18 protein-coding genes are annotated in these 24,668 nt (G+C 63.0%); 9 read left to right on the top strand and 9 right to left on the bottom strand.

The genetic code is table 11. The features are described from left to right. Window positions 1-38 precede the first annotated feature (38 nt). Genes A3CW_RS0111385 through A3CW_RS0111370 form a run of 4 tightly spaced genes read right to left on the bottom strand, consistent with a single transcriptional unit; the run spans window position 39 to window position 3,626 of the window. Window positions 39-638, bottom strand: a complete 600-nt coding sequence (locus A3CW_RS0111385; RefSeq protein WP_028203682.1) for a peroxidase-related enzyme — start codon at window positions 636-638, stop codon at window positions 39-41. Then, the gene (locus A3CW_RS0111380) at window positions 635-1,147 is read right to left on the bottom strand and encodes a CMD domain-containing protein (protein WP_028203681.1); all 513 of its coding nucleotides are present in this window, start codon (window positions 1,145-1,147) and stop codon (window positions 635-637) included. Before A3CW_RS0111380 ends, A3CW_RS0111385 begins: the two co-directional genes overlap by 4 nt. Before the next feature lie 32 nt (window positions 1,148-1,179). Beyond that, window positions 1,180-2,649, bottom strand: a complete 1,470-nt coding sequence (locus tag A3CW_RS0111375) for a flavin-containing monooxygenase (RefSeq protein WP_028203680.1) — start codon at window positions 2,647-2,649, stop codon at window positions 1,180-1,182. Beyond that, entirely contained in the window at window positions 2,649-3,626 is a 978-nt protein-coding gene (locus tag A3CW_RS0111370; protein WP_028203679.1) for a LysR family transcriptional regulator, read from the bottom strand. The genes A3CW_RS0111375 and A3CW_RS0111370 overlap by 1 nt, the downstream gene beginning before the upstream one ends. A 1,102-nt stretch (window positions 3,627-4,728) precedes the next feature. Between A3CW_RS0111370 and A3CW_RS45965 the strand changes: the two genes are divergently transcribed. From A3CW_RS45965 to A3CW_RS0111350, 4 genes are all read left to right on the top strand, one after another. Then, entirely contained in the window at window positions 4,729-6,015 is a 1,287-nt protein-coding gene (locus tag A3CW_RS45965) for an efflux RND transporter periplasmic adaptor subunit (RefSeq protein ID WP_081771608.1), read from the top strand. An 11-nt stretch (window positions 6,016-6,026) separates the two neighbouring features. Continuing rightward, a complete protein-coding gene (locus tag A3CW_RS0111360) occupies window positions 6,027-9,245 on the top strand; it encodes an efflux RND transporter permease subunit (protein WP_028203678.1) in 3,219 nt (1,072 codons plus the stop codon). Window position 9,246: 1 nt separating this feature from the next. Continuing rightward, entirely contained in the window at window positions 9,247-10,740 is a 1,494-nt protein-coding gene (locus tag A3CW_RS45960) for an efflux transporter outer membrane subunit (RefSeq protein WP_035512776.1), read from the top strand. A 91-nt stretch (window positions 10,741-10,831) separates the two neighbouring features. Continuing rightward, window positions 10,832-13,558: an MGH1-like glycoside hydrolase domain-containing protein gene (locus A3CW_RS0111350; protein ID WP_028203677.1), complete on the top strand. Its 2,727-nt coding sequence runs from the start codon at window positions 10,832-10,834 to the stop codon at window positions 13,556-13,558. 205 nt (window positions 13,559-13,763) lie between these two features. On the opposite strand, the gene A3CW_RS0111345 is transcribed toward A3CW_RS0111350, so the two are convergent. Together A3CW_RS0111345 and bktB are read right to left on the bottom strand one after the other, a co-directional pair. Continuing rightward, on the bottom strand, window positions 13,764-14,615 hold the full coding sequence (locus tag A3CW_RS0111345; RefSeq protein ID WP_028203676.1) for a 3-hydroxybutyryl-CoA dehydrogenase: 852 nt from the start codon (window positions 14,613-14,615) through the stop codon (window positions 13,764-13,766). Between the two features lie 34 nt (window positions 14,616-14,649). Then, entirely contained in the window at window positions 14,650-15,837 is a 1,188-nt protein-coding gene (bktB, locus tag A3CW_RS0111340; protein ID WP_028203675.1) for a beta-ketothiolase BktB, read from the bottom strand. 316 nt (window positions 15,838-16,153) lie between these two features. Here bktB and A3CW_RS0111335 point away from each other — a divergent pair, with 316 nt between their 5' ends. Further along, the gene (locus tag A3CW_RS0111335; RefSeq protein WP_028203674.1) at window positions 16,154-16,756 is read left to right on the top strand and encodes a phosphatase PAP2 family protein; all 603 of its coding nucleotides are present in this window, start codon (window positions 16,154-16,156) and stop codon (window positions 16,754-16,756) included. Window positions 16,757-16,778: 22 nt separating this feature from the next. On the opposite strand, the gene A3CW_RS0111330 is transcribed toward A3CW_RS0111335, so the two are convergent. Then, window positions 16,779-17,432, bottom strand: coding sequence for a response regulator transcription factor (locus tag A3CW_RS0111330; protein WP_051481388.1), 654 nt, complete (start codon window positions 17,430-17,432; stop codon window positions 16,779-16,781). 84 nt (window positions 17,433-17,516) lie between these two features. Then, the gene (locus A3CW_RS0111325; RefSeq protein WP_028203672.1) at window positions 17,517-18,179 is read right to left on the bottom strand and encodes a response regulator; all 663 of its coding nucleotides are present in this window, start codon (window positions 18,177-18,179) and stop codon (window positions 17,517-17,519) included. A 614-nt stretch (window positions 18,180-18,793) separates the two neighbouring features. On the opposite strand from A3CW_RS0111325, the gene A3CW_RS0111320 reads away from it, so the two are divergent. The 4 genes from A3CW_RS0111320 to A3CW_RS50855 all read left to right on the top strand — a co-directional run bounded on the left by A3CW_RS0111320 (window position 18,794) and on the right by A3CW_RS50855 (window position 22,938). Next, window positions 18,794-19,957 (top strand): porin, encoded by a 1,164-nt coding sequence (locus A3CW_RS0111320; protein ID WP_063750823.1) that lies wholly within the window; start codon window positions 18,794-18,796, stop codon window positions 19,955-19,957. Window positions 19,958-20,021: 64 nt separating this feature from the next. After that, a complete protein-coding gene (locus A3CW_RS0111315) occupies window positions 20,022-21,014 on the top strand; it encodes a YncE family protein (RefSeq protein ID WP_028203670.1) in 993 nt (330 codons plus the stop codon). Between the two features lie 148 nt (window positions 21,015-21,162). Then, the gene (oxlT, locus tag A3CW_RS45955) at window positions 21,163-22,455 is read left to right on the top strand and encodes an oxalate/formate MFS antiporter (protein ID WP_035512774.1); all 1,293 of its coding nucleotides are present in this window, start codon (window positions 21,163-21,165) and stop codon (window positions 22,453-22,455) included. 222 nt (window positions 22,456-22,677) lie between these two features. After that, window positions 22,678-22,938, top strand: a complete 261-nt coding sequence (locus A3CW_RS50855; protein WP_081771606.1) for a DUF4148 domain-containing protein — start codon at window positions 22,678-22,680, stop codon at window positions 22,936-22,938. A 157-nt stretch (window positions 22,939-23,095) separates the two neighbouring features. Here the strand turns inward: A3CW_RS50855 and A3CW_RS0111305 are convergent, their stop codons facing one another. After that, window positions 23,096-24,661, bottom strand: a complete 1,566-nt coding sequence (locus A3CW_RS0111305) for an alpha/beta hydrolase (RefSeq protein WP_028203669.1) — start codon at window positions 24,659-24,661, stop codon at window positions 23,096-23,098. Window positions 24,662-24,668: the final 7 nt, after the last annotated feature.

The raw sequence follows: 24,668 nt of genomic DNA, 5'->3' as shown, positions 1-24,668 counted from the left end.
CCCGGGTATTGGTTGAAGGACGGTCCAGCGTTGGTCGGTCAGGAGGCGGGTGTCGGCGCGGGAAACACGGGTTCGCCGAGATTGAGCATCAGGCGGTTCGCCCACGCGAAAATGGCAATCGAATGGATCAGGTCGAGAATTTCGGCATCCGTTAGACCGGCCTCGCGCAATGCCTGCAACTGGGCCGCCTCGATCTCGTTTGGGTGCTCGGTCAACGCGGCCGAGAAGCGGGCGATCGCCTCTTCGCGCCGGGTCGTGCCGGCGCTGTGAGGATCGGCGAACACCTGCCGGATCACGTCGTTGCGCCGGGCGAGCTGCTCGAAACGCTGGGCGTGCACCGACGCGCAATACACACAGCCGTTGAGCCGCGAAACCACGGTGGTCGAGAGCTCCCGTTCCGCGCGAGGCAAGCCGCCGGGCGCGTACATGATCGCGTTGAACGCGGCGGAGCGCTGCCGCAGGATTTCGGGCTGATGGACGAGAAACCGGTAGTAGTCCGAGACTTTGGCCTTGGGGTGGCTTTCCTCGAGCACGGCGATCTGACCCGTGGTGGCCTGGTCGAGGTCGACGACGTCGAGCCACGCGTCCCATTCCAGCGATTCGTTCGTGAAGCCGTGCGATCGGATAATGTCGCTCATGATGCGCGCTCCAGCTGCTTGAGGGCTTGCAGACCCGCGACGAGGCGCGTCTGGTACGAAAGGAAGGCGATCAGCTGTGCGAGCGCGACGACGGCCGGCGTCGTCAAGCCGGCGGCGGGCAGCGTCTGCAGCGCGGCCTTGTCGCCAGCGACCGGATTTTCGATCAGCGTGCGCGTGAACGCGAGGATCGCGCGCAGGCGCGGCGCAGTGAGATCCTCGGGCGCTCCCGTTTCCACGGCGGCGAGTGTCGCCGCATCGACTTCGTGTGCGGCCAGTTCGGCGCGGTAGTGGACAGCGAGCGCCGGTGAAGGCGCGAGGCGGCTCGCGTAAAGCGCGACGAGCAACCGCTCGACTAGCGTGAGACCTTCCAGCGTGGGGGCGAACAGCGCGTCGTAGCTGCCTTGCGTTGCTTCCACCACCTTGGCGCGCTGGTGCCGCAATGCGCGGGTGGCCGAGTCGGGCGCCAGCTCGGCAACGCGATCGACGATGTCGTCAGTGTCGTATGTCATGGTCAACTCCGGAAAACGGCAGATTCACGCGCTCATTTCGCTTCGCGCTCGGCGAGTGCCGGAGGCGGTGGCGCGGGCGTCCATTCGTCGCCTTCGATTTCCGGCTCGGCGAAGGCCGCCATGTTGGCGTAATGCAATTCGACATCCTCTCGATAGAAGGTCGCGGCAAGCCCCTGTGCGAGCCGCTTCGCGCCTTCGCTGACAGCCGGGATGTCGCCCGACAGCGCGCCGTGCGAGAGCGTCGCGGGCGCGCAAAAGCAGTGGATGCGTTCGAGTCCGGGACACGCACCAGGCGTCTTTTCCTGGAACTCGAACACCGGTCCGAGGTCGGGCGAATCGGCAAGCTCGATGTCGTCGTCGCCGGCAGGCATCGCGTAGCGGTCTTTCCACGCACGGACGTGGCGGGCAAACGGCGCGAATTCGGCGCGGCTCGTCAAATCGATGCGGAAGCCCGTTGCGAACACCAGAAAGTCCAACGCAAAGTCACCTTTCGGCGTGCTTACGCACAGTTCGTCGTCCACTTGTTCGATGCCCGTGATTGGCGCACCGAGGTTGAATCGGGCGTTGGCGTGGCGCGACACGCGCAGCGTACTGCCGCGTGGCGGCGGCACCTGCTGCACGTTGATGTAGTGGCGGATGCGCCACTTCCACTCATCGGACAGCGCAGCATGGCCGTGCGTGAGGCCTGGATTGCCCGCGCCCTTGCCTTTGTTGATGCGCGGAATGTCCGCGCGGCGGATCAGCAGATCGACCGAGGCCGCACCTGCCTCCAGCGCGGTGGCCGCGCTGTCCATCGCCGATGCGCCCGCGCCGATGATGCCGACGCGCTTGCCGCGCAGCGTGCCATAGTCCATGACATCGGACGAGTGGGCGTAGAAGCGGCGCGGCAGATCGCGCACGAATGCCGGCACGGCAGGGCCGCCCAGGCCGTCACGGCCCGTCGCGAGGACGACGTGGCGCGCATGGACGGTCTCGCTGCCCGCTGCGCTCGTGACAGACAGCGCGACGCTGCCGTGCGCGCCTGGCGTGATTGCGATGACCCGGTGTTCGTTGCGCACGTCGATGTCGAGCACGTCGCGATACCAGCGCAGATAGTCCATCCATTGCAGGCGCGGGATCTTGTCGAGCGCATCCCACGCCGCTACGCCGAACTGCGCTTCGAACCACGCACGGAACGTGAGCGAGGGCAGGCCGAGCGCCGGGCCGGTCAGCTGCTTCGGAGAACGTAATGTTTCCATGCGCGCCGTGGTGGCCCAGGGCCCTTCGAAACCGCGCGGCGACTGATCGTAGATGACGGCGTCGATGCCGAGATGGCCGAGCGCGGCAGCCAGCGCGAGTCCGGCCATACCGCCGCCCACGATCGCCACGTCGATCACGGGTCGGCCTTCGAGGGTGCGTTCGGGTATCCAGCGCTTCGCGGGCAGTTCGAGCCACGCGAGATCCTCGCGCAGACGGGCTTCGAGCGCGGCGAGACCTGCGGACGATGGGGGGGTCGGATTCATTACGGCAAAGCTTCCTTGGTGGCGGGCAGATCGCCATACAGCGACTGCAGGACTTGGGCGTGCTCGGCGCTCGCGCGCAGCGCGAAATCGGGCAGCACGGCGCGGGCTGCGTCTGCGAGCGCGTCGATGAGCGTCACGGCCGCGGGGGGCAGCGCGATGGCGTCGCGCGAGATCACGCCGAAGAAATACGGAATGTCGGCGTCGATCGGGCGGATCGCGACGCCGGCAAGCGGCATGCCGTAGGCCGTGACCGGTTCGAGCACCGAGATGCCGAGACCGGCGCGAACCGCGGTCAGCGCGTTCATCGACGAATTCGTCTCGATGAGTCCGGCCGGCTCGACATCGGCCTGCGCGAACGCATGATCGAGCCGGCGGCGCAGGCGATACGGGTTCTGCATCGTGACGATGCGCCGGCCCTCGCAGGCCGACAGCGGCAGCCGGTCGGAGCGGGCAAGCGGATCGTCGTCGCGCAGCGCCGCAACGCACGCGGATTGCCCGATCCAGTGCACGACCACGCCGCGATGTTCGAGCGGCAGGCTCGCCACGCCGATGTCGGCCGCGCCGGTCAGGACATCGTGCACGACCTGTTCCGGGGCCATGCTGCGCAGCTGGATCGTCTGCGCGGCGACAGCGAGATCGGTGCGCGCGAGCGCGACGGGCACGAGGCCGGCGGCGAGGGCGGACGTCGCGGCAATGCGCAGCGGGCGGCTTTCGCCGCGGCCAATTTCGCCGGCGCGCTTGCGTATCTGTTGCACGCCCGTCAGCACGTGCTCGACGTCCTCGTAGAGCAGGATGCCTTGCCCGGTTGGCGTGACGCGCGGGCCGTTGCGCGTGAACAGCGCATAGCCGACCTCGGTTTCGAGCTCCTGGATCAGCCGCGTGATCGCTGGCTGTGAGCGCCCCAGCAGGCGGCCGGCGGCGGTGACGCTACCGGTCGTGATCACTGCGGCGAAGGCTTCGAGCTGGCGTAGTTCCATCTTCCGGTTGATGTTGGGATGCACAAGAATGCAGAAATCACATTCTGACGCAGTAAGAATGCGTTTTTCAAATAATTGATCTACCTATCGTTATTCCGGAAGAGGGGTTTCCCCTAACGACGGGCAGTGGTATCGGGTCGGTGGCCTTCGCCTGGCACACGACCTACACTCTTTGAGACGGCGACGGGATGGCGATCGACGCTTCATCGATCATGCGCCAGTCACGTTTTGGCAGAACCTTCGGGAGACCGCCATGAAGATCGTATTGCTAGTGGCTTGCTTAATCATCAGTTCAAGTGCATTTGCGGAATGCGCGACCAATAACCGTGGACAAACAGTCTGTGGCAATGGGTCCTCCGCGGGCGGTTACAACCGGAATACGGGCACCGCCTGGACATCCCAGACGAATCAGAACGGCGTTCGGACGACCCAAAACAATCGTGGCGGCGAGGCGAAGACGGCCAACGGAAAAGGCGTCGCGCGTGGGCCCGGCGGCACGACCTGTTATCGGACAGCGAATAGTCACGGTTGCAATTGACCGCGTCCGGCCACGCTCCCGGCGTGGCTTTCAACTTCAACGGTTGAGCAAAGTCCCATAGCCGGTTTGCGCCGCGCCTCCTGACCTGGGCGTGCCGCGTGGCGGTTGCATTGGCAACCGCTGCGTCTTCGCCGTGAACAGCAAGAGGCGTGCTCAGCGGGATATCGGACCAAAGTCCCATTGTTTTTGCCTCGGACCGCTACCAAACTTCACGACTACGAGCGCCGTGACCATCCGGCGCCGATACCAAAGCGCCGGGTGGCGCCGGTGGCGCTTTCGAGCGCGCCGCCTGCGCGGCACCCCAGCCAGGAGACAAAAAGTCATTCCGGTGTTCGCGCAAATCATCGGGGCGCGATGTATCGCGGAAGTCATAACCGGCGTGGGCAATTGTCCGGGAGCGGCAAGTCGGCTGGCCCCGTCCTGCCTCGGCCGGCGTCGCGTCTAGCGTAGTGTGCGGATCCTTGCCGATCCGGATCGCGAACAGTAAGCGGGCAACGAAGAGGTGACCATGGCGCGCGCGTACCGGGGCGATGCGCAGGTCCAGCGCGTTGCGGGAGGCCATTCATGAGCGGACCGTTCTTTCCCGAGCATCGATCGTTACCCCGGGTTGCGGCACGCCGGGACCGCCTGCCGCTAATCCTCGTCGCCATTGCGTTGACGCTCTTCGCCGGCTGCAAAAAGGCATCGGGGCCGCCGGCGCTCGGCGCGCCGGAAGTCACGGTGATGACGATCACGGCTCAGGACACCCCGGTCCAACTCGAGTTCACCGCGCAGACACAGAGTTCGCGGGAAGTGGAAATTCGTGCGCGCGTGGACGGCTTTCTCGACCGGCGGACGTACTCCGAAGGCGACAAGGTGAAAGCCGGCCAGACGATGTTCCTGATGGATCCGAAGCCGTTTCAGGCCGCGCTGCAAACGGCGCGCGGCGAACTTGCGCAGCAGCAGGCGCGGCTCACGGTCACGCAGCAGAATCTTGCCCGGGTCAAGCCGCTTGCCGCGCAACAGGCATTGAGCCAGAAGGATCTCGACGACGCGATCGGCAACGAGAAGCAGGCCCAGGCCGCGGTGATTTCCGCGCAAGGGCAGGTGGAGACGGCGGAGCTCAACCTCGGCTACACGACGATCAAGTCGCCGCTGGATGGCCTCGCGAGCTATGCGAGACAGCAGGACGGCAGCTATCTGATCGCCAATTCATCTGGGCTCCTTACCTTTGTCTATCAGCTCGATCCGATCTGGGTGAACTTCAGCATTTCCGAAAACGAAATGCTGCACTTTCAGGACGAGATTGCGGCGGGCAAGCTGCTCTTCCCGCCGAACAGCGAGTTCGTGGTGGCGGTGATACTCGCCGACGGCACGGAATTTCCCCAGCACGGCACTATCAGCTTTGCGAATCCGGCGTTCAGCACCGACACGGGCACGTTCCTCGTGCGGGCCTCGCTCGCGAACCCGAAGGGTACGCTGCGGCCGGGGCAGTTCGTGCGCGCACGCGTGTCGGGCGCCACGCGGCCGAATGCGATCCTCGTGCCGCAACGCTCGGTGCTGCAGGGCGCGAAGAGCCACTTCGTCTGGGTCGTGGACAATGAGTCGAAGGCGAAGCAGCGAGTGGTCGAAGTCGGCGACTGGAGCGGCGACAACTGGTTCATCAACGATGGTCTGAAGGCCGGAGAGCGCATCGTGGTGGACGGCGCGATCCGCGTCGTGCCCGACGTGCCGCTCAAGATCGCCGGAACGCTCCCCTCGACCCAGACCGGCGGCAAGACGGTCGTGGAGAAGGGCGGTGCGTCGGCGCCGCAGGTGAGCGGGGGCGAGCGAGCGATGGCGCCGGCCAAATCCAGCGGCGCGTCGCAGTAAGGGGCGACTCGATGAACATCTCGCACTTCTGCATCGACCGGCCCATCTTCGCGTCCGTCATCTCGATCGTGATCACGCTCGGCGGCGCGTTGACGATGCTCGCGCTGCCCATCGCGCAGTATCCGGACGTCACACCGCCGCAGATCACGGTCTCCGCGACCTACCCGGGAGCCAGCGCCGACGTCGTGGCGAACAATGTGGCCGCGCCGATCGAGCAACAGGTCAACGGTTCGGACAACATGATCTACATGTATTCGTCCGGCTCGTCGACCGGCAACTACACGCTCAACGTGTTCTTCGGCATCGGCACCAATCCGGAACTTGCCCAGGTCGACGTGCAGAACCGCGTGAACCTTGCGCTGCCGCAGCTGCCGCAGCAGGTGCAGTCGCAGGGCGTCCAGGTCCAGAAAAAGTCGAACGCCTTCATGATGGTGATCGCGATCTACTCGCCGGACGAGCGCTTCGATCCGACCTATATCGCGAACTACGCGAACGTCTACGTGCTCGACACGATCAAGCGGATTCCGGGTGCGAACCAGTCTTCGATCTTTGGCACTCCAGATTATGCGATGCGGATCTGGTTGAAGCCCGATCGCATGGCGCAGCTCGGCATTACCGCCGGCGACGTGCAAAACGCCGTACGTGGCCAGAACCAGCAATTCGCGGTCGGCACCGTCGGCCAGGCGCCAACCGGCAACCCGGTCGAGCAGTCGTTCGCGGTGACGACCACCGGGCGGCTCGCGACGCCCGCCGAGTTCGACAACATCATCATCCGCGCAGCGAGCACCGGCGCCGCGATCGTCCGGCTGAAAGACATCGGCCGGGCCGAGCTGGGTCAGAAGAGCTATTCGAACCGCACCACCTATCAGGGCAAGCCGGCGACGATCATCGCGGTCTACCAGCAGCCGGGCGCGAATGCGCTCGACGTCTCGAAGCAGGTGCGCGAGACGCTCGCGGAGCTCAAGACTTCGTTTCCCGAAGGGCTCGACTACCAGGTCGCGATGGACACGACGGAGTTCACGCGTGCGTCGATCGCCGACGTGGTCCACACCTTCTTCGAAGCGCTCGTGCTGGTGGTGATCGTCGTGTACGTGTTTCTGCAGAGCCTGCGCGCGACGCTCATTCCGGTGCTGGCCGTCCCGGTGTCGATCGTCGGCACGGCCATGGGGATGGCGGCGCTGGGCTTCTCGATCAACATGCTGACGTTGTTCGGGATGGTGCTCGCCATCGGCATCGTCGTGGACGACGCGATCGTCGTGATCGAGAACGTCGAGCGCAACATGACCGTCTTCAAGCTCGGTCCGAAAGACGCGGCCAAGCGGGCGATGGACGAGGTGTCGGGCCCGGTCATCGCCATCGTGCTCGTCATGTGCGCCGTGTTCGTGCCGGTTGCGTTCCTTGGCGGCATCACCGGACAACTGTACAAGCAGTTCGCGATCACGATTGCGATCTCGGTGGTGTTCTCGGGCATCGTGGCGCTCACGCTGTCTCCGGCGCTTGCCGCCATCCTGCTCAAGCCCACGCACCATGAGAAAAAGGGCTTCTTCCGGTGGTTCGACCATCAGTTCGAGCGCATGACGGCCGGCTACGGGCGCGCCGTGCGGTTCATGATCCGGCGCTACGTGCTGGGCCTCCTTGTTTTCGGTGCCGTGATCGTGCTTGCCGTCATGATGGGGAAGTCGATCCCAGGCGCTTTCCTGCCGCCCGAGGACCAGGGCTATCTGCTTGGCGCGATCATCATGCCGGACGCGGCGAGCCTCGACCGGACCGCGGGCGTGGGCGACAAGGTCACCGACTATTTCATGAAGCAGGCGGCGGTCAGCAGCATCACGATCGTGAACGGCTACAGCCTGCTCGACAGCGAGAACAAGAACAACGCGGGCACGTTCTTCGTCGGCCTGAGGAGCTTCGATGAGCGGTACAAGTTCTCGAACATCAGGGAGCAAAACGCGCGCGCCGTGCTGATCAAGGCTTACGAAACGCTCTCGAAAATTCAGGAGGGCCTCGTCATACCGGTGAATCCGCCGTCCATTCCGGGTCTCGGTACGACGGGCGGCAGCGAGATGTGGATCGAAAGTCACGGAGACGGCTCGATTCAGCAGCTCGCGGGCGTCGTGCAGGACTTCATTGCGAAGGCGAGGGCGCGCCCCGAGCTCACCGGCGTGACCACGACGTTCAACGCGAGCTCGCAGCAGTTGCTCGTGAACGTCGACCGCGACCAGGCGGAGACGCTCGGCGTGCCGGTCGAAGAGGTGTACAGCGCGATGCAAACGATGTTCGGCTCGCTTTACGTGTCGCAGTTCAACAAGGACGCGCGGCTCTGGCAGGTGATCGTTCAGGCCGATCCGCGCTACCGGCTCACGCCCGCCGACCTCGACCAGATCTACGTGCGCAGCCGCTCGAACAACATGGTGCCGATCAAGGCGGTGATGACCTACAAGTACGTCACGGGACCCGATCTGATCACACGCTTCAACAACTTCCCGGCGGTCAAGATTACGGCGAACGCAGCGCCGGGCTACAGCTCGGGCCAGGTGATCGGCACCTTGAAGGAACTCGCCGCGCAGATGCCGCCGGGCTACGCCGTCGGGTGGAGCGGCGAGGCGTTCGAGGAAATCAAGTCGGGTTCGGCCGGGGGGCTCGTGTTCGTGTTCGGGATCATCATGGTGTTCCTGATCCTCGCCGCGCAATACGAGAAATGGTCGCTGCCGGTCGGCGTGCTCATGGCGGTGCCATTCGCGCTTTTCGGCGCGCTGCTCGCGATCCTGCTACGCGGCCTGAACAACGACGTGTACTTCCAGATCGGGCTGACCATGCTGATCGCGCTCGCCGCGAAGAACGCGATCCTGATCTTCGAGTTCGCGGTGCTCAACCGGGAGGAGGGCAAGACGCCGTACGACGCTGCGCTGACCGCGGCGGAAGAGCGCTTGCGGCCGATCGTGATGACGTCGCTTGCGTTCATCCTCGGCTGTGTGCCGCTCGCGATTGCGCTCGGCGCCTCGCAAAACAGCCGCCATTCGATCGGCACCGGCGTGATCGGCGGGATGCTGGGGGCGACCGCGATCGCCGTGTTCTTCATTCCGATGTTCTACTGGGGGATCGAGTCGCTTGGTTCGCGCAAGGGCGGCGGCAAGGACACACCCGTGGCTGGCAGCGGAACGCCGCCGCCGGCATCCGGCGGCTCCGGCTCGCCGACCGTCACGCCGTCCGCGCGGCATGAGGACGACTGACATGCGCGCCGCTGCCTTCGTGCGCGTCGCCGCGCCGGTCCTCCTCATCGGCTTGTTGAACGGCTGTCTGCTCGGCCCCAACTACGAGCGGCCGAAAGTGGCCGTGCCGGCGACGTACCGGTTTGCGTACCCGGAAGTGGCCGACGTCGCCAACACCACGTGGTGGGAGCAGTTCGACGACCCGGTGCTGAACGACCTGGTGAAGACCGCGCTCGAGAACAACCTCAACGTGAAGCAGGCGGCCGCGCGTGTCGACGAGTTCATGGGCCAGTTCGTGAGCACGCGTTCGGCGCTGTTCCCGCAGGCGAGCGTCGGTTTCAGCGCGGCGCGCGAGCGCGCATCGCAGGATGGACCGACACCGATACCGGCCGGCGTCTCGCCGGTCTTCAACGAATTCCAGCCGAGCATCTCGGCCTTCTGGAACATCGACCTGTTTGGTCAGGTACGGCGCGAAACCGAGGCGGCACGCGCCAACGTGAACGCGGCCGAACAGAGCCACCGCGCGACGATTCTGACTCTCGTCGCGTCGGTCGCGACGTCCTATATCACGCTGCGCAGCCTCGACATGCAACTCGAGATCGCACAGAGCACGACCGCGAGCCGCGCCGATTCCGTGCACGTGTTCACACTGCGCCAGCAGTTCGGACAGACTTCCGATATGGAGCTTGCCCAAAGCCAGTCGGACTATGCGGCGACGAAAGCGACCATCCCGCAACTCGAGCAGCAGATCGGGCAGCAGGAGGACGCGCTCTCGGTCCTGCTTGGCAGCAATCCGGAGCCGATCCTGCGCGGCCGCGCGCTGGTGGATCTCTCGACGCCGGCCGTGCCTGAGGGCATGCCGTCGGAACTGCTCGAACGCCGGCCCGACCTGCTGCAGGCAGAGCAGAACCTGATCGCGGAAAATGCGCTGATTGGCGCGGCGCGCGCGCTGTATTTCCCGCAGATCTCGCTCACGGGACTGTTCGGCTCGGTGAGCACGCAGTTCTCCAATCTCTTCACCGGACCTGCGCGCGTGTGGTCGTTTGCCGGTTCGGCCGTGATGCCGATCTTCACGGGCGGCAACATCTACGGTCAGAACAAGCAGGCCGAGGCGCGCCAGCAGGAGGCGTTGTTCGCCTACGAAAATGCGATTCGGGTGGCGTTCCAGCAGGTCGACGACGCGCTGCTCGCCGTGCAAAAGTCACGCGAGCAGTTCGAGATCCAGACCCAGCAGGTCGGCTCGCTGCGCAAGTATCTGCGGCTCGCGCGGCTGCGTTACGAGGGCGGCTACACGAGCTACCTGGAGGTGCTGGATGCCGAGCGCAATCTGTTCAGCGCGGAGCTGCAGCAAACGCAGACCCGGGCCGCGACGCTGACGAACCTCGTCAGCCTCTACATGGCGATGGGCGGCGGGTGGGTCGTTCAGGCGGAGGAGATGAGCGTGCCGCAGCCGGCGAGCGGACCGCCGCCGGCGCAGCCCGCTACGCCGGAACCCGTCGCGCAGGTGCCGCAGTGATCCTCGCGGGGGCCTCGTGCGCGCCACAAAGGCGAGCGAAGGCCCATCACTACGGTAGTTCACGACTATCTCGCGGATCGGGAGGCGAGGCATGTGCCCTGCAAACGTCGACGCAGCAGAGGAAAGGCGTCTGAACGAGTCGCGTACCGCGCAGCTGCCGTGGAAGAAGTGGGGGCCGTATCTCAGTGAGCGTCAGTGGGGGACGGTCCGCGAGGACTATAGCGGCGACGGCGACGCCTGGCGTTATTTCACCCATGATCAATCGCGTTCGCGTACCTACCGATGGGGAGAAGACGGGATCGGCGGTCTCTGCGACGACAAGCAAAGGTTGTGTTTCGCGCTTGCAGTCTGGAACGAACACGACCCAATCCTGAAGGAGCGCCTCTTCGGTCTGACCAATAGCGAAGGCAATCATGGCGAGGACGTGAAGGAGTACTACTTCTATGTCGACAGCACGCCCACGCACTCGTACATGAAGTATCTGTACAAATATCCGCAGCGGGAATATCCATACCGGGATCTGGTCGAGACAAACGGAAAGCGTTCGCGCGGTGAACTCGAGTACGAACTGCTCGATACGGGCGTATTCGATGAAGACCGGTATTTCGACGTGTTCGTCGAATACGCGAAGGCGGCCCCAGAAGACATCTTCATACGCGTCACCGTGCACAACCGGGCAAGGGAAGGGGCGCGGCTTCGCGTCCTGCCGACGCTGTGGTTTCGCAATACCTGGTCGTGGGGCTACGACGATTACAGGCCTTCGCTATGCGAAGCGGATTCAGGCGTGATTCGCGCGACACATCGGGAACTGGGCGAGTACTGGCTCTATTGCGACGGGGAAACGGAACTGCTCTTCACGGAAAATGAAAGCAACGCACGGCGTCTGTGGAACCAACCCAACGCGTCGCCCTATGTGAAGGACGCGTTCCACGCGTATGTCATTGACGGGCAACGCGACGCCGTGAATCCGGCGAGGGCGGGAACCAAAGCTGCGGCGCATTACGCATGCGAGGTCCCCGCGGGCGGCGCCGCGACCATCAGGCTGCGCCTGAGCGCTGTCAAGCTGGACAACGCCTTCAATGACTTCGAGAGGACTTTCGACGATCGCATGACCGAAGCGGACGCGTTCTACGAACGTATTGCGCCAACGGTACTGACCGACGATGAGCGACGCGTACACCGTCAGGCGTTGGCAGGCATGTTGTGGAGCAAGCAGTATTACTACTTCGATCTCGAGCGGTGGTTGCGCGAGCACCAGAGCCATCCATTGCTCGAAGCCAGCCAGCACGCGGTGCGCAATACTGAGTGGTTCCATATGCTGAACGCCGACGTGATCTCCATGCCGGACAAATGGGAATACCCGTGGTTCGCAGCGTGGGACCTGGCGTTTCATACGATCGCGCTGGCCCCCGTCGATTTCGATTTTGCCAAGGAGCAGCTGCTGTTGATGCTGCGCATCCTGTATCTTCACCCAAGCGGGCAGATCCCGGCCTACGAGTGGAACTTCAGTGACGTGAATCCCCCCGTGCATGCCGCCGCCACGCTCTGGCTCTACAAGTATGAGAAAGCGTTGGGACGCGCCGATCCGCGCTTTCTCGAGCGCTCGTTCCAGGGCTTGATGCTCAATTTCAACTGGTGGGTCAACCGTAAGGATCCTTCGGGTCGAAGCGTCTTCGCCGGAGGCTTTCTTGGGCTCGACAACATTGGCGTGTTCGATCGCAGCGCCCAGCTTCCTACGGGGGGGGCGCTCGAGCAGGCGGATGGCACTGCGTGGATGGCGTTTTATTGCCAGAGCATGCTGGAGATGGCCATGCTCCTGGCCGAGCACGACCCCATGTACGAAGAGATTGCGTTCAAGTTCGTCCAGCATTTCATGTGGATTGCCTACGCAATGAACCGTCTTGGAGACCAGCCGGACGACATGTGGGACGAACAGGACGGATTCTTCTATGACCTGTTGCGTCTGCCTGACGGCCAGACGATGCGCCTGAGAGTCAGGTCGATGGTCGGCTTGCTGCCGCTGTGCGCGTCGACGGTTTTCGAGGCCGATTCAGTCTCGCGCTGTCCGAGACTCATGGAGCTGATCGCCCAGTTTCGAAGTCGTTACCCCGAGTTGCTTGCCCATGTGGCCCCGACCGATGCTGGCTTCATCGGCCATAGAGACCGCAGACTCCTGTCGATCCTGAATACGCGGAAACTGGAGCGCGTGCTCGGATATCTGCTCGACGAGAACGAATTCCTCGGGCCGTACGGCATCCGGTCGCTGTCTCGCTACCATCTCGACCACCCGTACACACTCAACGTGGGCGGACAGGAATACAAGGTGCAGTATCTGCCGGCGGAATCGAATACCGGCATGTTCGGCGGCAACTCGAACTGGAGGGGGCCGGTCTGGATGCCCGTGAATCTCCTGATCGTCAGGGCGCTGACGAATCTATACGGCTTTTTCGGCGACGAGTTCAAGGTTCAATGCCCGACGGGATCCGGGCAGATGATGACGCTGTTCGAGGTGGCGCAGGAGATCGTCCGCCGTCTGACGGGTACGTTTCTTCGCGGCGTGGATGGTCGACGCCCGGTTTATGGCGGGACAGGCATGTTCCAGGACGACCCGCATTGGCGTGACCTGATCCTGTTCTACGAGTATTTCCACGGCGACAACGGTGCGGGGCTCGGTGCAAGTCACCAGACGGGTTGGACCGGGCTCGTTGCGTCGCTTCTGGATCTGTTCAGGCGCATCGACGCACAGACCGTTCTGGAAAGCGACCGCTGGCGTGTGAAGGCAGGTGTCGTCGGGCAGCAAATGGATGAGGGGCGCTGAGGGAGTCGGATCGCGAGGAGCATGGCGCCGGAAGTTTGGCCGACGTTGCCTGTGGGCCAATTTTCCGTGTGAATGTCATTTTACATAATGCAAATTATCGCATTTTTATAATGTTCGCAAACATCAAAACTCGGTGCATCACAGCTCAACAATGACCTTCGACGCCCGCGGGCTGACCGCCCGCGGAACCTCCGCCACAATCTTTCTAGCTGTAACTGTAGACCCCGCGCCCAGTCTTCCGGCCCAGACGTCCTGCGGCCACCAGTTCACGAAGCAGCGGGCACGCGCGGTATTTCGAATCGCCGAAGTCATTGTAAAAAACGTCCATGACCGAAAGCACCACATCGAGTCCAACGAGATCGGCAAGCGCCAGCGGCCCAATCGGCTGATTCGCTCCGAGGCGCATGCCGGTATCGATATCCTCGGCTGGCGCGACGCCTTCGGCGAGCAGGAAGAAAGCCTCGTTGATCATCGGCACGAGAATGCGGTTCACCACGAAGCCCGGCGAATTGCGTACGCTGATCGGCGTCTTGCCGAGCCGCAACGTCAGCTCGTGGACCGCCTCCGCTGCGGCGCTACGGGTTTCGAGGCCCCGGATGATTTCGACGAGCGGCATCAACGGCACCGGATTGAAGAAGTGCATGCCGACGAGGCGCGACGGGTCGGCAAGCGCGGCGCCAAGCGTGGTGATCGAGATTGAAGACGTATTGGAAGCGAGAATGGCGTCGGGACGCGCGACCGCTTCAATCTGCTTCAGGATGCGCAGCTTCAGATCGAGGTTTTCGGTGGCGGCTTCGATAATCAGCCCCGCAGCACCGAGCCGCTGATAATCCGTGGATGTCTCGATGCGCGCGAGCGCGGCCTCGCTCGCCGCCGCGTCAAGCTTGTCTTTCGCAATGAGCCGATCGAGGCTTCCCTTCAGCGCGGCGAGACCTTTGTCGAGCGCGGCATCACTGACGTCGACCACGATCACGCGGAGGCCAGCGAGCGCGGCGACCTGCGCGATGCCGGAACCCATCGTCCCGGCGCCGACGATTCCCAATGTTTCGATTTGCATGGCTTTATATGGCGCGCCCGAAGGCGCACTCAACTTACTGGACGTTTTCGAAAATGGCGGCGATCCCCTGCCCGCCGCCAATGCACATCGTGACGAGCGCGTAACGGCCACCAATGCGCTTGAGTTCGTGCAGCGCCTTCACGGCGATCAGTGCGCCGGTCGCGCCAATCGGATGGCCGAGCGAAATACCCGAACCATTGGGGTTCACCTTTTCAGGGTCGAGACCCAGCTCCTGCGTGACCGCGCATGCCTGGGCGGCAAACGCCTCGTTCGACTCGATCACGTCGAGGTCCGCGACGGACAGTCCCGCGCGCTGCAACGCAAGACGCGTAGCCGGCACCGGGCCGATGCCCATGTAAAGCGGATCGACGCCCGCGTGTGCGTACGCCACGAGTTTCGCCATCGGCACGAGGCCGCGCGCCTCGGCCGCTGCGCGCGACATCAGCAGGACGGCCGCGCCTGCGTCGTTGATGCCGGAAGCGTTGCCCGCCGTGACCGTACCGTTTTCCTTCGCGAATACGGGCTTGAGCTTCGCGAAGTCGTCGATCGTTGCATCGTGGCGCAAATGTTCGTCGGTGTCGAAGACGATCTCGCGCCCTTTCACCGTGCGCTTGACCGGCACGATCTGGCTGGCGAAGCGGCCCTCGGCGATCGCTTGCGCCGCGCGGCGATGCGACTCGAGCGCGAGGTTGTCCTGACGCTCGCGCGTGATGCCGTAGCGGCCCGCGACATTTTCGGCCGTCACGCCCATCGGCACGGCGTGGAAAGGATCATTGAGCGCGCCCAGCATCATGTCGATAAGGCGCGCGTCGCCCATCCGTGCGCCGAAGCGCGCCTCGGTCGAGATGTACGGCGCGCGGCTCATGTTCTCGGCGCCGGCGCCGATCGCCACCTCAGCATCGCCGAGCAGAATGGTCTGGGCGGCGGAAACGATCGCCTGCAGGCCCGAACCGCACAGCCGGTTGACGTTGAACGCAGGCGTCGATTCGGGAATGCCGGCGTTGATCGCGGCGACGCGAGACAGGTAAAAATCCCGCGGCTCGGTGGCGATCACGTTGCCGAACACCACATGCCCCACGTCCTTTGCCTCGACGTGGCTTCGCGCGAGCAGTTCGCGCACGACGATTGAACCGAGTTCGGTTGGCGGCACGTCTTTCAGGCTGCCGCCGAATTTGCCGATCGCGGTCCGCACACCGCCTACCACCACGACTTCCCTGCTCATATGGATTCCTCAATTATCTGTTTGCCGCCTGCCAGGCGCCGGCACAGCCTGTTTCTACGCCTGGTCCCGACCCGTTCAGGAAGTCCCGAGGGCGCGTCGTGGCAATCCTAGCGCCAACAGGCGCCGGACAGACTGATCAAACCGGCCGACATACTGACAAAACTGGCCATGTCATGCCGTCCACGCCGGCCCGACCGTGGATCCCGGTCGCCCCTGTTAAGGTTTCGTTAAGGGGCCGGTGCGTAGAATCGCCTCTGACAACCGGAACCGCTTGCCAGCGGTGACGCAAGAACGGGCATGAAAACAGAGGGCCCCTATGGATGCAGTCGAAACATTGAACCGAAGCATTTTTCTCGCACTCAACGCCACACCCGCAACGCCGCATTGGCTCATTGCTGCGGGCACGCTGATCGCGGACTATGCGATCCTGCTGGTCCCGGCCATGCTGGTGGCACTATGGCTGACAGGCTCGGACGAGCGCCGCGCGTTGGCCGTGCGCGCCTGTTTTGCCGGCTTGCTGGCCCTCGGCATCAACCAGCTGATCGGTCTGGCGTGGTATCACCCTCGCCCTTTCGTTAGCGCAATGGGCCATACGTTTCTCGCCCATGCTCCCGATTCTTCGTTTCCTAGCGATCATGTGACGTTGCTTTCCGCAGTCTCGTTCACCTTACTGTCCGGCGGGAAGCGGGGAATCGGCTTGCTTGCCTTGATCGTCGATATCGCCGTTGCCTGGGCTCGCATCTTTGTCGGGGTGCACTGGCCATTCGACATGATCGGCGCGGCAATCGTCGCCTGGCTGGCCTGCATGGTTGGCAGCCCGTTCTGGCGCATTGCGGGCATGGCGACGACCCGCGCGTTGATCGCGCTGTACAGGAAAGTTCTCGCTGTGCCGATTGGCCTGCGGTGGTTACGGCCTTAGTGAGAAGTGAGCCGTGCCTGCGTCACGCGGCCTGGCGCATCCGATAGCCCACGCCTCGTATCGTCACGATCTTCTCCGGGCCAAGCTTGCGCCGCAAGCCGTGAACGACGACATCGACAGCGCTGCCCGAGGCCGCGCGCGTGCGTCCAAAGAGATGCAGCGCCAGCTCCGAACGCGAGAAGACTCGCATGGGCTCGTTGACCAGTGCAGTCAACAACCGGTATTCGCTCGGCCTCAAGGTCACCGGCATGTCGTCGAGCAGTACCAGATCGTCGAGTTGGTTCACTGTCAAATTTCCCAGCACCACCGGGCCTTGCACGCGATGCGGCCGCCGCATCAAAACGCGAACCCTCGACCTCAGATCTTCGAGATCGAACGGCGTGATCAGATAGTCGTCGGCCCCGCCGTCCAGCACGACCATCGGACTCGCCAGCAGACCGCGTGGAATCAGTGCGACGACCGCGGCATTTCCACCGAGCCTGCGATAACGGCGCAACAGCTCGAACGCGTCCACGCCAGATTCGCCGAAAGCGAGCAGCACGATGTCGTGGCATCGATACCGCAAACTCAGTTCTGCTTCGTATTCGCTGCTCGCCCAATCCACCTCGTATCCCGCGAGGTGCATTTGCGTCACGACCTGCAGCGCGATTGAATCGTCGTCATGGACCAGTAGCATCCTCACATGGGTCTCCAGCCACCGGGATGGCATTGTCGCTGCGTCATGCGCAACCGTTTTTCCAGGCCACCGCGCGCGCCTGCCTCACGCGAGTGTCCCGATGCGATAACCCACGCCGCGCACGTTCAGGATGGCGTCTCCCCCCAGTTTGCGGCGCAGATTGTGGATATGCACCTGGATGGCGTTGCTCTCGATTTCCTCGTTCCATCCGTACATCCGTTCTTCGAGCTGCGCCGGCGTGACGACGATTGCCGGATCGCGCATCAATTCATGAAGCAGCGCGAACTCTCGCGTCGTCACCGATACTTCCTTGTCGCGCAACCACACACGGTGTTGCGCAGGATCGAGCCGTAGCTCGCCCACTTGCAGCGACGACTGCACACGCCCCGTTCGATGGCGGCTCAGGGCGCGCATGCGCGCCAGCAGTTCATCGAGTGCAAACGGTTTGACGAGGTAGTCGTCGGCACCTCCGTCGAGGCCGGCGACAGCGTCCGGACCGGCATTGCGCGCTGTCATCACAATCACGGGCGTCGCATCATTGCGCCGCCGCAATCTCGCGAGCAGCGTCAGTCCGTGATTCCCGGACGACCCGATATCGAGCAGCACCAGACCATAAGAGGTCGTTCGAAGTGCAAGCATGGCCGTTTCGACATCATTCGCCCAATCGACGGCAAATCCCTCCTTGCGCAACCCGCGTTTCAACCCACCGTCTATCGAGGCGTCGTCTCCCACCACCAGTATGCGCATGGCGCTCCCCGTTGTTCACTCCTGTGCTGCACATAAAGTGGGTGAGGCTACCGCCGCCAACCTTAAGGGAAGGTTAACGCGCTAGCTCGCCGAATGTTTGAACAACAGCAGGCGCTCAGTGAATTCCCTGACCGTCGTCCCCTTGCGTCTAATCGATCGGCGAACACCGCTCTCTTCTCTTTACGTTTTCCTTCATCCGCTTCTTGCGCAAGCTCGTGCCGTGCGCAAGCAGACGCAGCCAGTGCGAACCGGCGTCTGCCTTTTCCCACGGCGCTTTCCAGCGTTCAGGCATGCAGGCCTTGTCAGGAAACGGTCAGGTTAAGACGGTCGCGCCGTAACCTTCAATCATTTAAACGGCTTTCAGACATAACGAACCTTTTATCGTGCACATAAAATTATTCGATTATCCGAAAGCTGGGCACGCCGTCAAAGTTCGACCCGGGACAGCCGATGCCCGCCTCGCATCCCCGCTGGACAGCACGCACCGCAGCGCACCATCCCCGGCGCCAGACAGGGTGACTCGCGTGGATCCGCAGGCCTGCCGCCCTGGCGCCGGGCACCAGCCCTAAGCACTGAATTCTTCATTACGCACTTCGCACTACAAATTATTATTAATGAAAGGAGAGGTTGTGAGACATTTCAGGTCAGGCTTTATTTGCGTCGGAGTACTTACCGCATTCTCATCCGCTGCCGTGCATGCACAGAGCAGCGTCACGCTATACGGTTCGCTCGACGAAGCCGTCGCCTGGTACAACAACACCGGCGGCCATTCTCTCGTGGCCATGCAAAACGGCGACAACGCAGCGACGTATTGGGGGCTCAAGGGCAAGGAGGAACTCGGCGGCGGTCTGAACGCGATCTTCACCCTGGAAAGCTCGTTCGACATCACGCATGGATCGCTTTCCGGCGGCCGTCTTTTCGGCCACCAGGCCACGGTGGGACTTTCTGACGATGCCTATGGCACGGTGACGATGGGACGCCAGTTCGACCCTACGGTCGACCTGATCCAGCCGATCACCGGCGACAACTTCGCGGGCCCGGTTTTCACCACCCCAGGCGACGCCGATAACAACGACAACTCGGCGTGGATCAATAGCTCGATCAAGTACGCGAGCCCCACTTACGCCGGCTTCCAGTACGAGTTGATGTACGGCGTTGGCGGCATTGCCGGCAATACGACGGGCGGTCACGCGTATGGCGCCGCCGCCGCGTACAACAACGGCGGCCTGACGCTTGCCACCGGCTATCTGTTCATGAAGAACGACGTGAACGGCAACGGCGCGGCGGACCTCATTCAGAACAACTCGGTGACGCCGCTGTACGGGGCGACGCCGATGTTCGGTTCCCGGCAGATCTTTCAGGTCGCCGCCCAATACGTCATCGGCAACCTCACCGCCAACATCCGGTACAGCAACGCGCAGTACAAGCCATACACGGACTATGGCGCGTTCAACCGCACGCAGACCTTCAACGTTGGCGGCGCGGCGCTTCAGTACCAGTTCAGTCCGGAACTGGCCGCCGCGCTCAACTATGTGTACACGCACTCGAGCGGGGCCTCGTCGGCGACGTACAACAACTTCGGCGTGAACGCCACCTACGCGTTGAGCAAGCGCACGAGCTTCTATACGGCCGTGGCCTATTCCCACGCCAGCGGCACGACGTTCAGCGAAGACGGCTCACAAATCGTCGCGGCGGGCGGCACGGTGGGCGATCTTGCGGCGAGTTCGAGCACACGCTCGCAAGTCGTGACGATCCTCGGCATCACGCATAAGTTCTGACCTCGCATCCAGGCCAGTCGATAGAACCAGGCACACAAACGCATACATTTCCTATGGAGGCAACATGGCTTTTCTCACGCACAAAGCATTGACGGTTTGTCTGGCAGCAATGGGGCTGTGCTCATTGGCGGCCCACGCGCAAACATCGCAGTATCAACTCGTCAAGACGATTGATTTGCCGGGGACCAAGGGCGGTCACGGCGATTGGGTCACCTATGACAAGGACACCCACGCGGTTTGGCTGTCCCAGTCGCCCGATCACAACGTCGTCGTGATCGACGCAAACAGCATGGCGGTGAAGAAAACGCTTGCGGGCGTCGATTCCGGCAACGGCATCGATTTCGACGCAGACCACGCCTATGTCACCGACGCGACGACCGGCAAGTTGATTGTCTATGACAAACATTCGTTCGAGCGCATCGCCGCCGTCGACAGCGGCGGCAAGACTCCCGACGGTGTCAACGTCGACACGAAAACGGGCACGATTCTGCTCGCGAACGACGACAGCAACAACGAGGCCGTTTTCGAGCCGAAGTCGCCGTACAAGCTGACCGCCACGTTCAAGCTGAAGCCCGAAGACGACAAGGACGGCCCGGACGTTGCGCTGTATGTGGCTTCCACCGACCGCCTGTATCAGCCGGTTGGCGGCAAGATCGACGTGATCGATCCGAACACGCACCAGATCGAAGCGGTGTGGGACTTCGGTTTGAAGAAGGACGCCAAGGGCGGCGTCTATGACAGCAAAACGAATCACCTGATCTTCGGCACCAGCGACAAGAAGATGCTCGTCGTGGACCCGGCAACGGGCAAGCTGGTCACGACCATCGCCGTTGCCGGCGCGGTCGACCAGACCGCGATCGACACCGACAAGCGCCGCGCATTCATCGGCGACAAGACCGGCAATCTCGAGGTGATCGATCTGGACTCCAATCAGATCGTCGACCACATCCGTACCGAGCCCAAAGTTCACACGCTGACGGTCGACACGGCCACCCATCGCGTCTACGTCTATCTCAACGAAAGCAACAAGGTTGGGGTGTACGAGAAGAAGTCGTGATATCGCAGGCCGGGCCCGGGTAGCGCGGCAGTCTGCGCTGCTGCCCTGCCCGCCCGGCGTCCGCACTGCATGCAACACGCTACGGCGCGCGCGTGGCGTGGCCCCCCTCGCGCCGTAGTCCGAACTTCAATTCGTGGGAGAAGTCGTCATGTCATCCGCTGCCTCGCCGGCAGGCAATGCTTTCCTGAGAAACCGGTGGACTCAACTCTTCATCGGCATTGCCTGTATGGCACTCGTCGCCAACCTACAGTATGCCTGGACACTTTTTGTGATCCCGATGAAAACGCAAAATCTCTGGACCGGCGCCGCGGTCCAGCTAGCGTTTTCCATCTTCATTCTGGTCGAAACCTGGCTCGTGCCGATCGAAGGCTGGCTCGTCGACCGCTTCGGCCCCCGCCCCGTCGTCATGTGCGGCGCGGCGTTCGTCGGGCTGAGCTGGGTGCTCGATTCGTTCGCCACGACTCTACCCATGCTCTACACCGCTTCGGTGATCGCCGGACTGGGAGCCGGCTGCGTCTACGGCACCTGTGTCGGCAACGCACTCAAATGGTTCCCCGACCGTCGCGGCCTCGCCGCGGGCCTGACCGCTGCGGGCTTCGGCGCCGGGGCCGCGCTGACGGTGATACCGATTGCCAACATGATTCACGACTCGGGCTATCGGCAAACGTTCTTCGTGTTCGGCGTATTCCAGGGCATCGCCATCTTCATTCTGAGCATCGCGTTGATCCGCCCGAGTCCTGGCCCCGGCATCAAGCCCGTCGCGCGCGTCGTGACGAGCAAAGTCGACTACACGCCACGCCAGATGGTCAAAACGCCCCTCTTCTGGATGATTTATCTGTTGTTCGTGCTCGTCGCCGCCGGCGGTCTGATCGCGACCGCCCAACTCGGCCCGATCGCGAAGTCATTTGGCTTTGCCAGGCTGCCCGTACAATTCTTTGGCGCGACGCTGCCGTTGCTGACGCTGGCGCTATCGATCGACAATCTGCTCAACGGGCTGACCCGCCCCATTTGCGGCCTCCTGTCCGACAAGATCGGCCGCGAAAACACCATGCTGATCGTGTTCGTTGGCGAGGGGCTGGCGTTGCTGGGCATGAATGCGTTCGGTCACGATCCCTATGCATTCCTGATCTTCGCGCCGCTGATCTTCCTGTGCTGGGGAGAAATCTTTTCGATCTTCCCGGCAATCTGCGCGGATACGTTCGGTAGCAAATACGCGGCGTCGAATGCGGGCACGCTCTATACCGCCAAGGGCACGGCGTCGTTGCTCGTCCCGATTGCTTCGCTTTTGGCCGCCGGCGGATCGTGGGAGCATGTCCTGATCGGCTCAGCCGTCGTGTCGATCATCGCGGGGCTGTCGGCCAAGTTCATTCTCGCGCCCATGAGAAAGCACCGCTTCGCAGTTACGTCCAGCGAGGTTGCCCCGGCCATGCAAACACAATGAGAAGTTGGGTGGCTGCGACGGTTCGGCTTTGGAGCGTGCCCGGACCGTCGCGGTAGCAGGCAGCGAATTGTCGGACTTCTGTAAGCAAGGCGGCTTATGTGAAGATTACAAGTCGCCTGTTCGACGTTAACTATTTCTTAAGTCTGCCGCGTCAAGCTATCGGTGCCAGCTATCGACCCACCCCGGGTCCGTAGCGCTGACACCTGGCTGGAGGCACAGACCATGAACCGGACACTCAAACTGGCCGCGCTTGCGGCCGCCCTGCTGGTGCCGCCCCTTTCTTTCGCCCAACCCTCGAATGGATCGCCCACGCGTGCGCAGGTTCGCGAGGAGTTGGCCCAGCTCGTACGAGCCGGCTACAAACCGACTGGACGCGACAACAAATATCCTGACGACCTGCATGCGGCCCAGGCACGCGTTGCAGCTGAAGCCGCGGCACAGCGAGCGGCACCCGCGCCCGCCTCGAATGGGCAAAGCGATTGATACGATGTCGTACGGTGGTTCCCAGGGCGCTTGACGGACGTTCAACGTTCGTCAAGCACGTCTCAATGCGTGCGGCTGCCAGGCTAATCCTTCGAAGCGGCTTCCTGTTCGGGACCTACTCGCTGGCGAGCCCATTGCGCCTTTGAAGCAGCCTGGTCTAAGGCTCATCGGCCCCAACCTGGTCGAGTGCATTCAGGTCATCGGAGAAATCGTCAGGCTGCCCGGCAGCGGTTTCATGGGTGCGCGGCGGAGACTTGACGACCGGCGGCGGCACTGCGCCCATGCCTTCATCGATACGCTGCAGCAAGTAAGGAAAGAACGGATTCGACGCGATGCGGAACATCGAATCGAGCGTCAGGATCAGGGTGCCGCGCTCGCCGCGCGGCGCAAGCGTGCCGAGGTGCTCATTGAAATTTTCCGAATCGTCCGGTGCAATGCCGTACAGCGGGTCCGTGATCGGGAACGGTATCGCGACGTGCGATAAGGAGAAGATTTCCTGCGGATAATCGATATCCAGCGGTTTGGTTCTCGTCTGCACTTCACCCGCGTAGGTGCTGCGCTCGACGGTATGCGCGGAGTCCGGCGAGGCGTTGCCAATCACCGTCGTGCGATAGTTCTGGGGACCGGTACGCAGCAGCCGTGAAATCGCCGTGTAGGAAGCGACGCGCAGGAACGTCCTGAAACGCACGCTGCGGTTCACGTCGAATAACACCACTTCGCTGCCGTTCTCAGGAAGCTTGTCATAGAGCGACGACATGATCGCCGGCGTGCTGACCGTGAAGTCGGTCACGGACTGGAAGGTCAGGACCGGCGGCAGCGTGTCGAGCCGGTTCTCACGCTCGAGCCTCGCCATTTGCTCCTGGATCGCGGCGGTCAGCAGGTACGATTGACGCGCGCCGTTCACCGGGAACGAGTTGTATTTGAACGGATTGAATTCCGGAATGACGCCAAGCCATGCGGCGCGCGCGAACGCCGGCAATATCGCCGGCAATCCGGCGAGGCCGGCAAAGCGCGCGTAACGCGTGACGCCTATCATCGGGGAAATCAGCACCAGTCGGCTCGGGCGCGTCAGCGCGGGATTCTCGATCGCGTCGAGCGCGTATTGCAATGCCAGCGCCCCGCCGTTGGAGAATCCCACCAGTTCGAGCGGCTTGTCCGGGCCCACACGCCGGCGCGCTTCCCGTATGGCGAGCCGGGTGGCCGCAGCCCAGTCCTGCCAGTGGACGTTTGCCAGCCCGGCCGGCACCGTACCGTGCCCCGGCAAGCGGATGCCGATGGCGACGAAGCCGCGATCGCGATAGTGGCGCGCGATGTGACGCAAACTGAACGGCGAATCCGTCATGCCATGCAACAGCACCACGGCGCCAACGGGTGGACCCTGCGGCTCGAGAATGTACGAACGGTTCCAGTCTTGCGCGAAGTGCCCCGGATAGATCGGCGCCCCTTCGTAGTACCGGTTCGTCGGGATGCGCTCGGACGGCTTCAATTTCTCGACGACGTTGACGCGAACGTCCTCGAAAATGCGCGCTTCCGCATTCATATAGGCGTTCCAGTCCCCCACATCCATTTCCTCGACCGTCATTTCGCGCGGCACGTACGTGTGCCAGACAGCGAGATCCGGGCTGCGCTGTGAATACCAGGCGCGCAGACCGAATGCGAGTATCACCAGCAGGACCGCAACCCATGCACCTATCTTTATTACCTTCAATGAGGTGCGTAACATTGTCGTT

Origin of the sequence: Paraburkholderia nodosa DSM 21604 (assembly GCF_000519185.1) — a bacterium.
Classification (GTDB): domain Bacteria; phylum Pseudomonadota; class Gammaproteobacteria; order Burkholderiales; family Burkholderiaceae; genus Paraburkholderia; species Paraburkholderia nodosa.
Note: the sequence above shows the minus strand (reverse complement) of the source record. Positions and strands in the feature narration are given on the sequence as shown.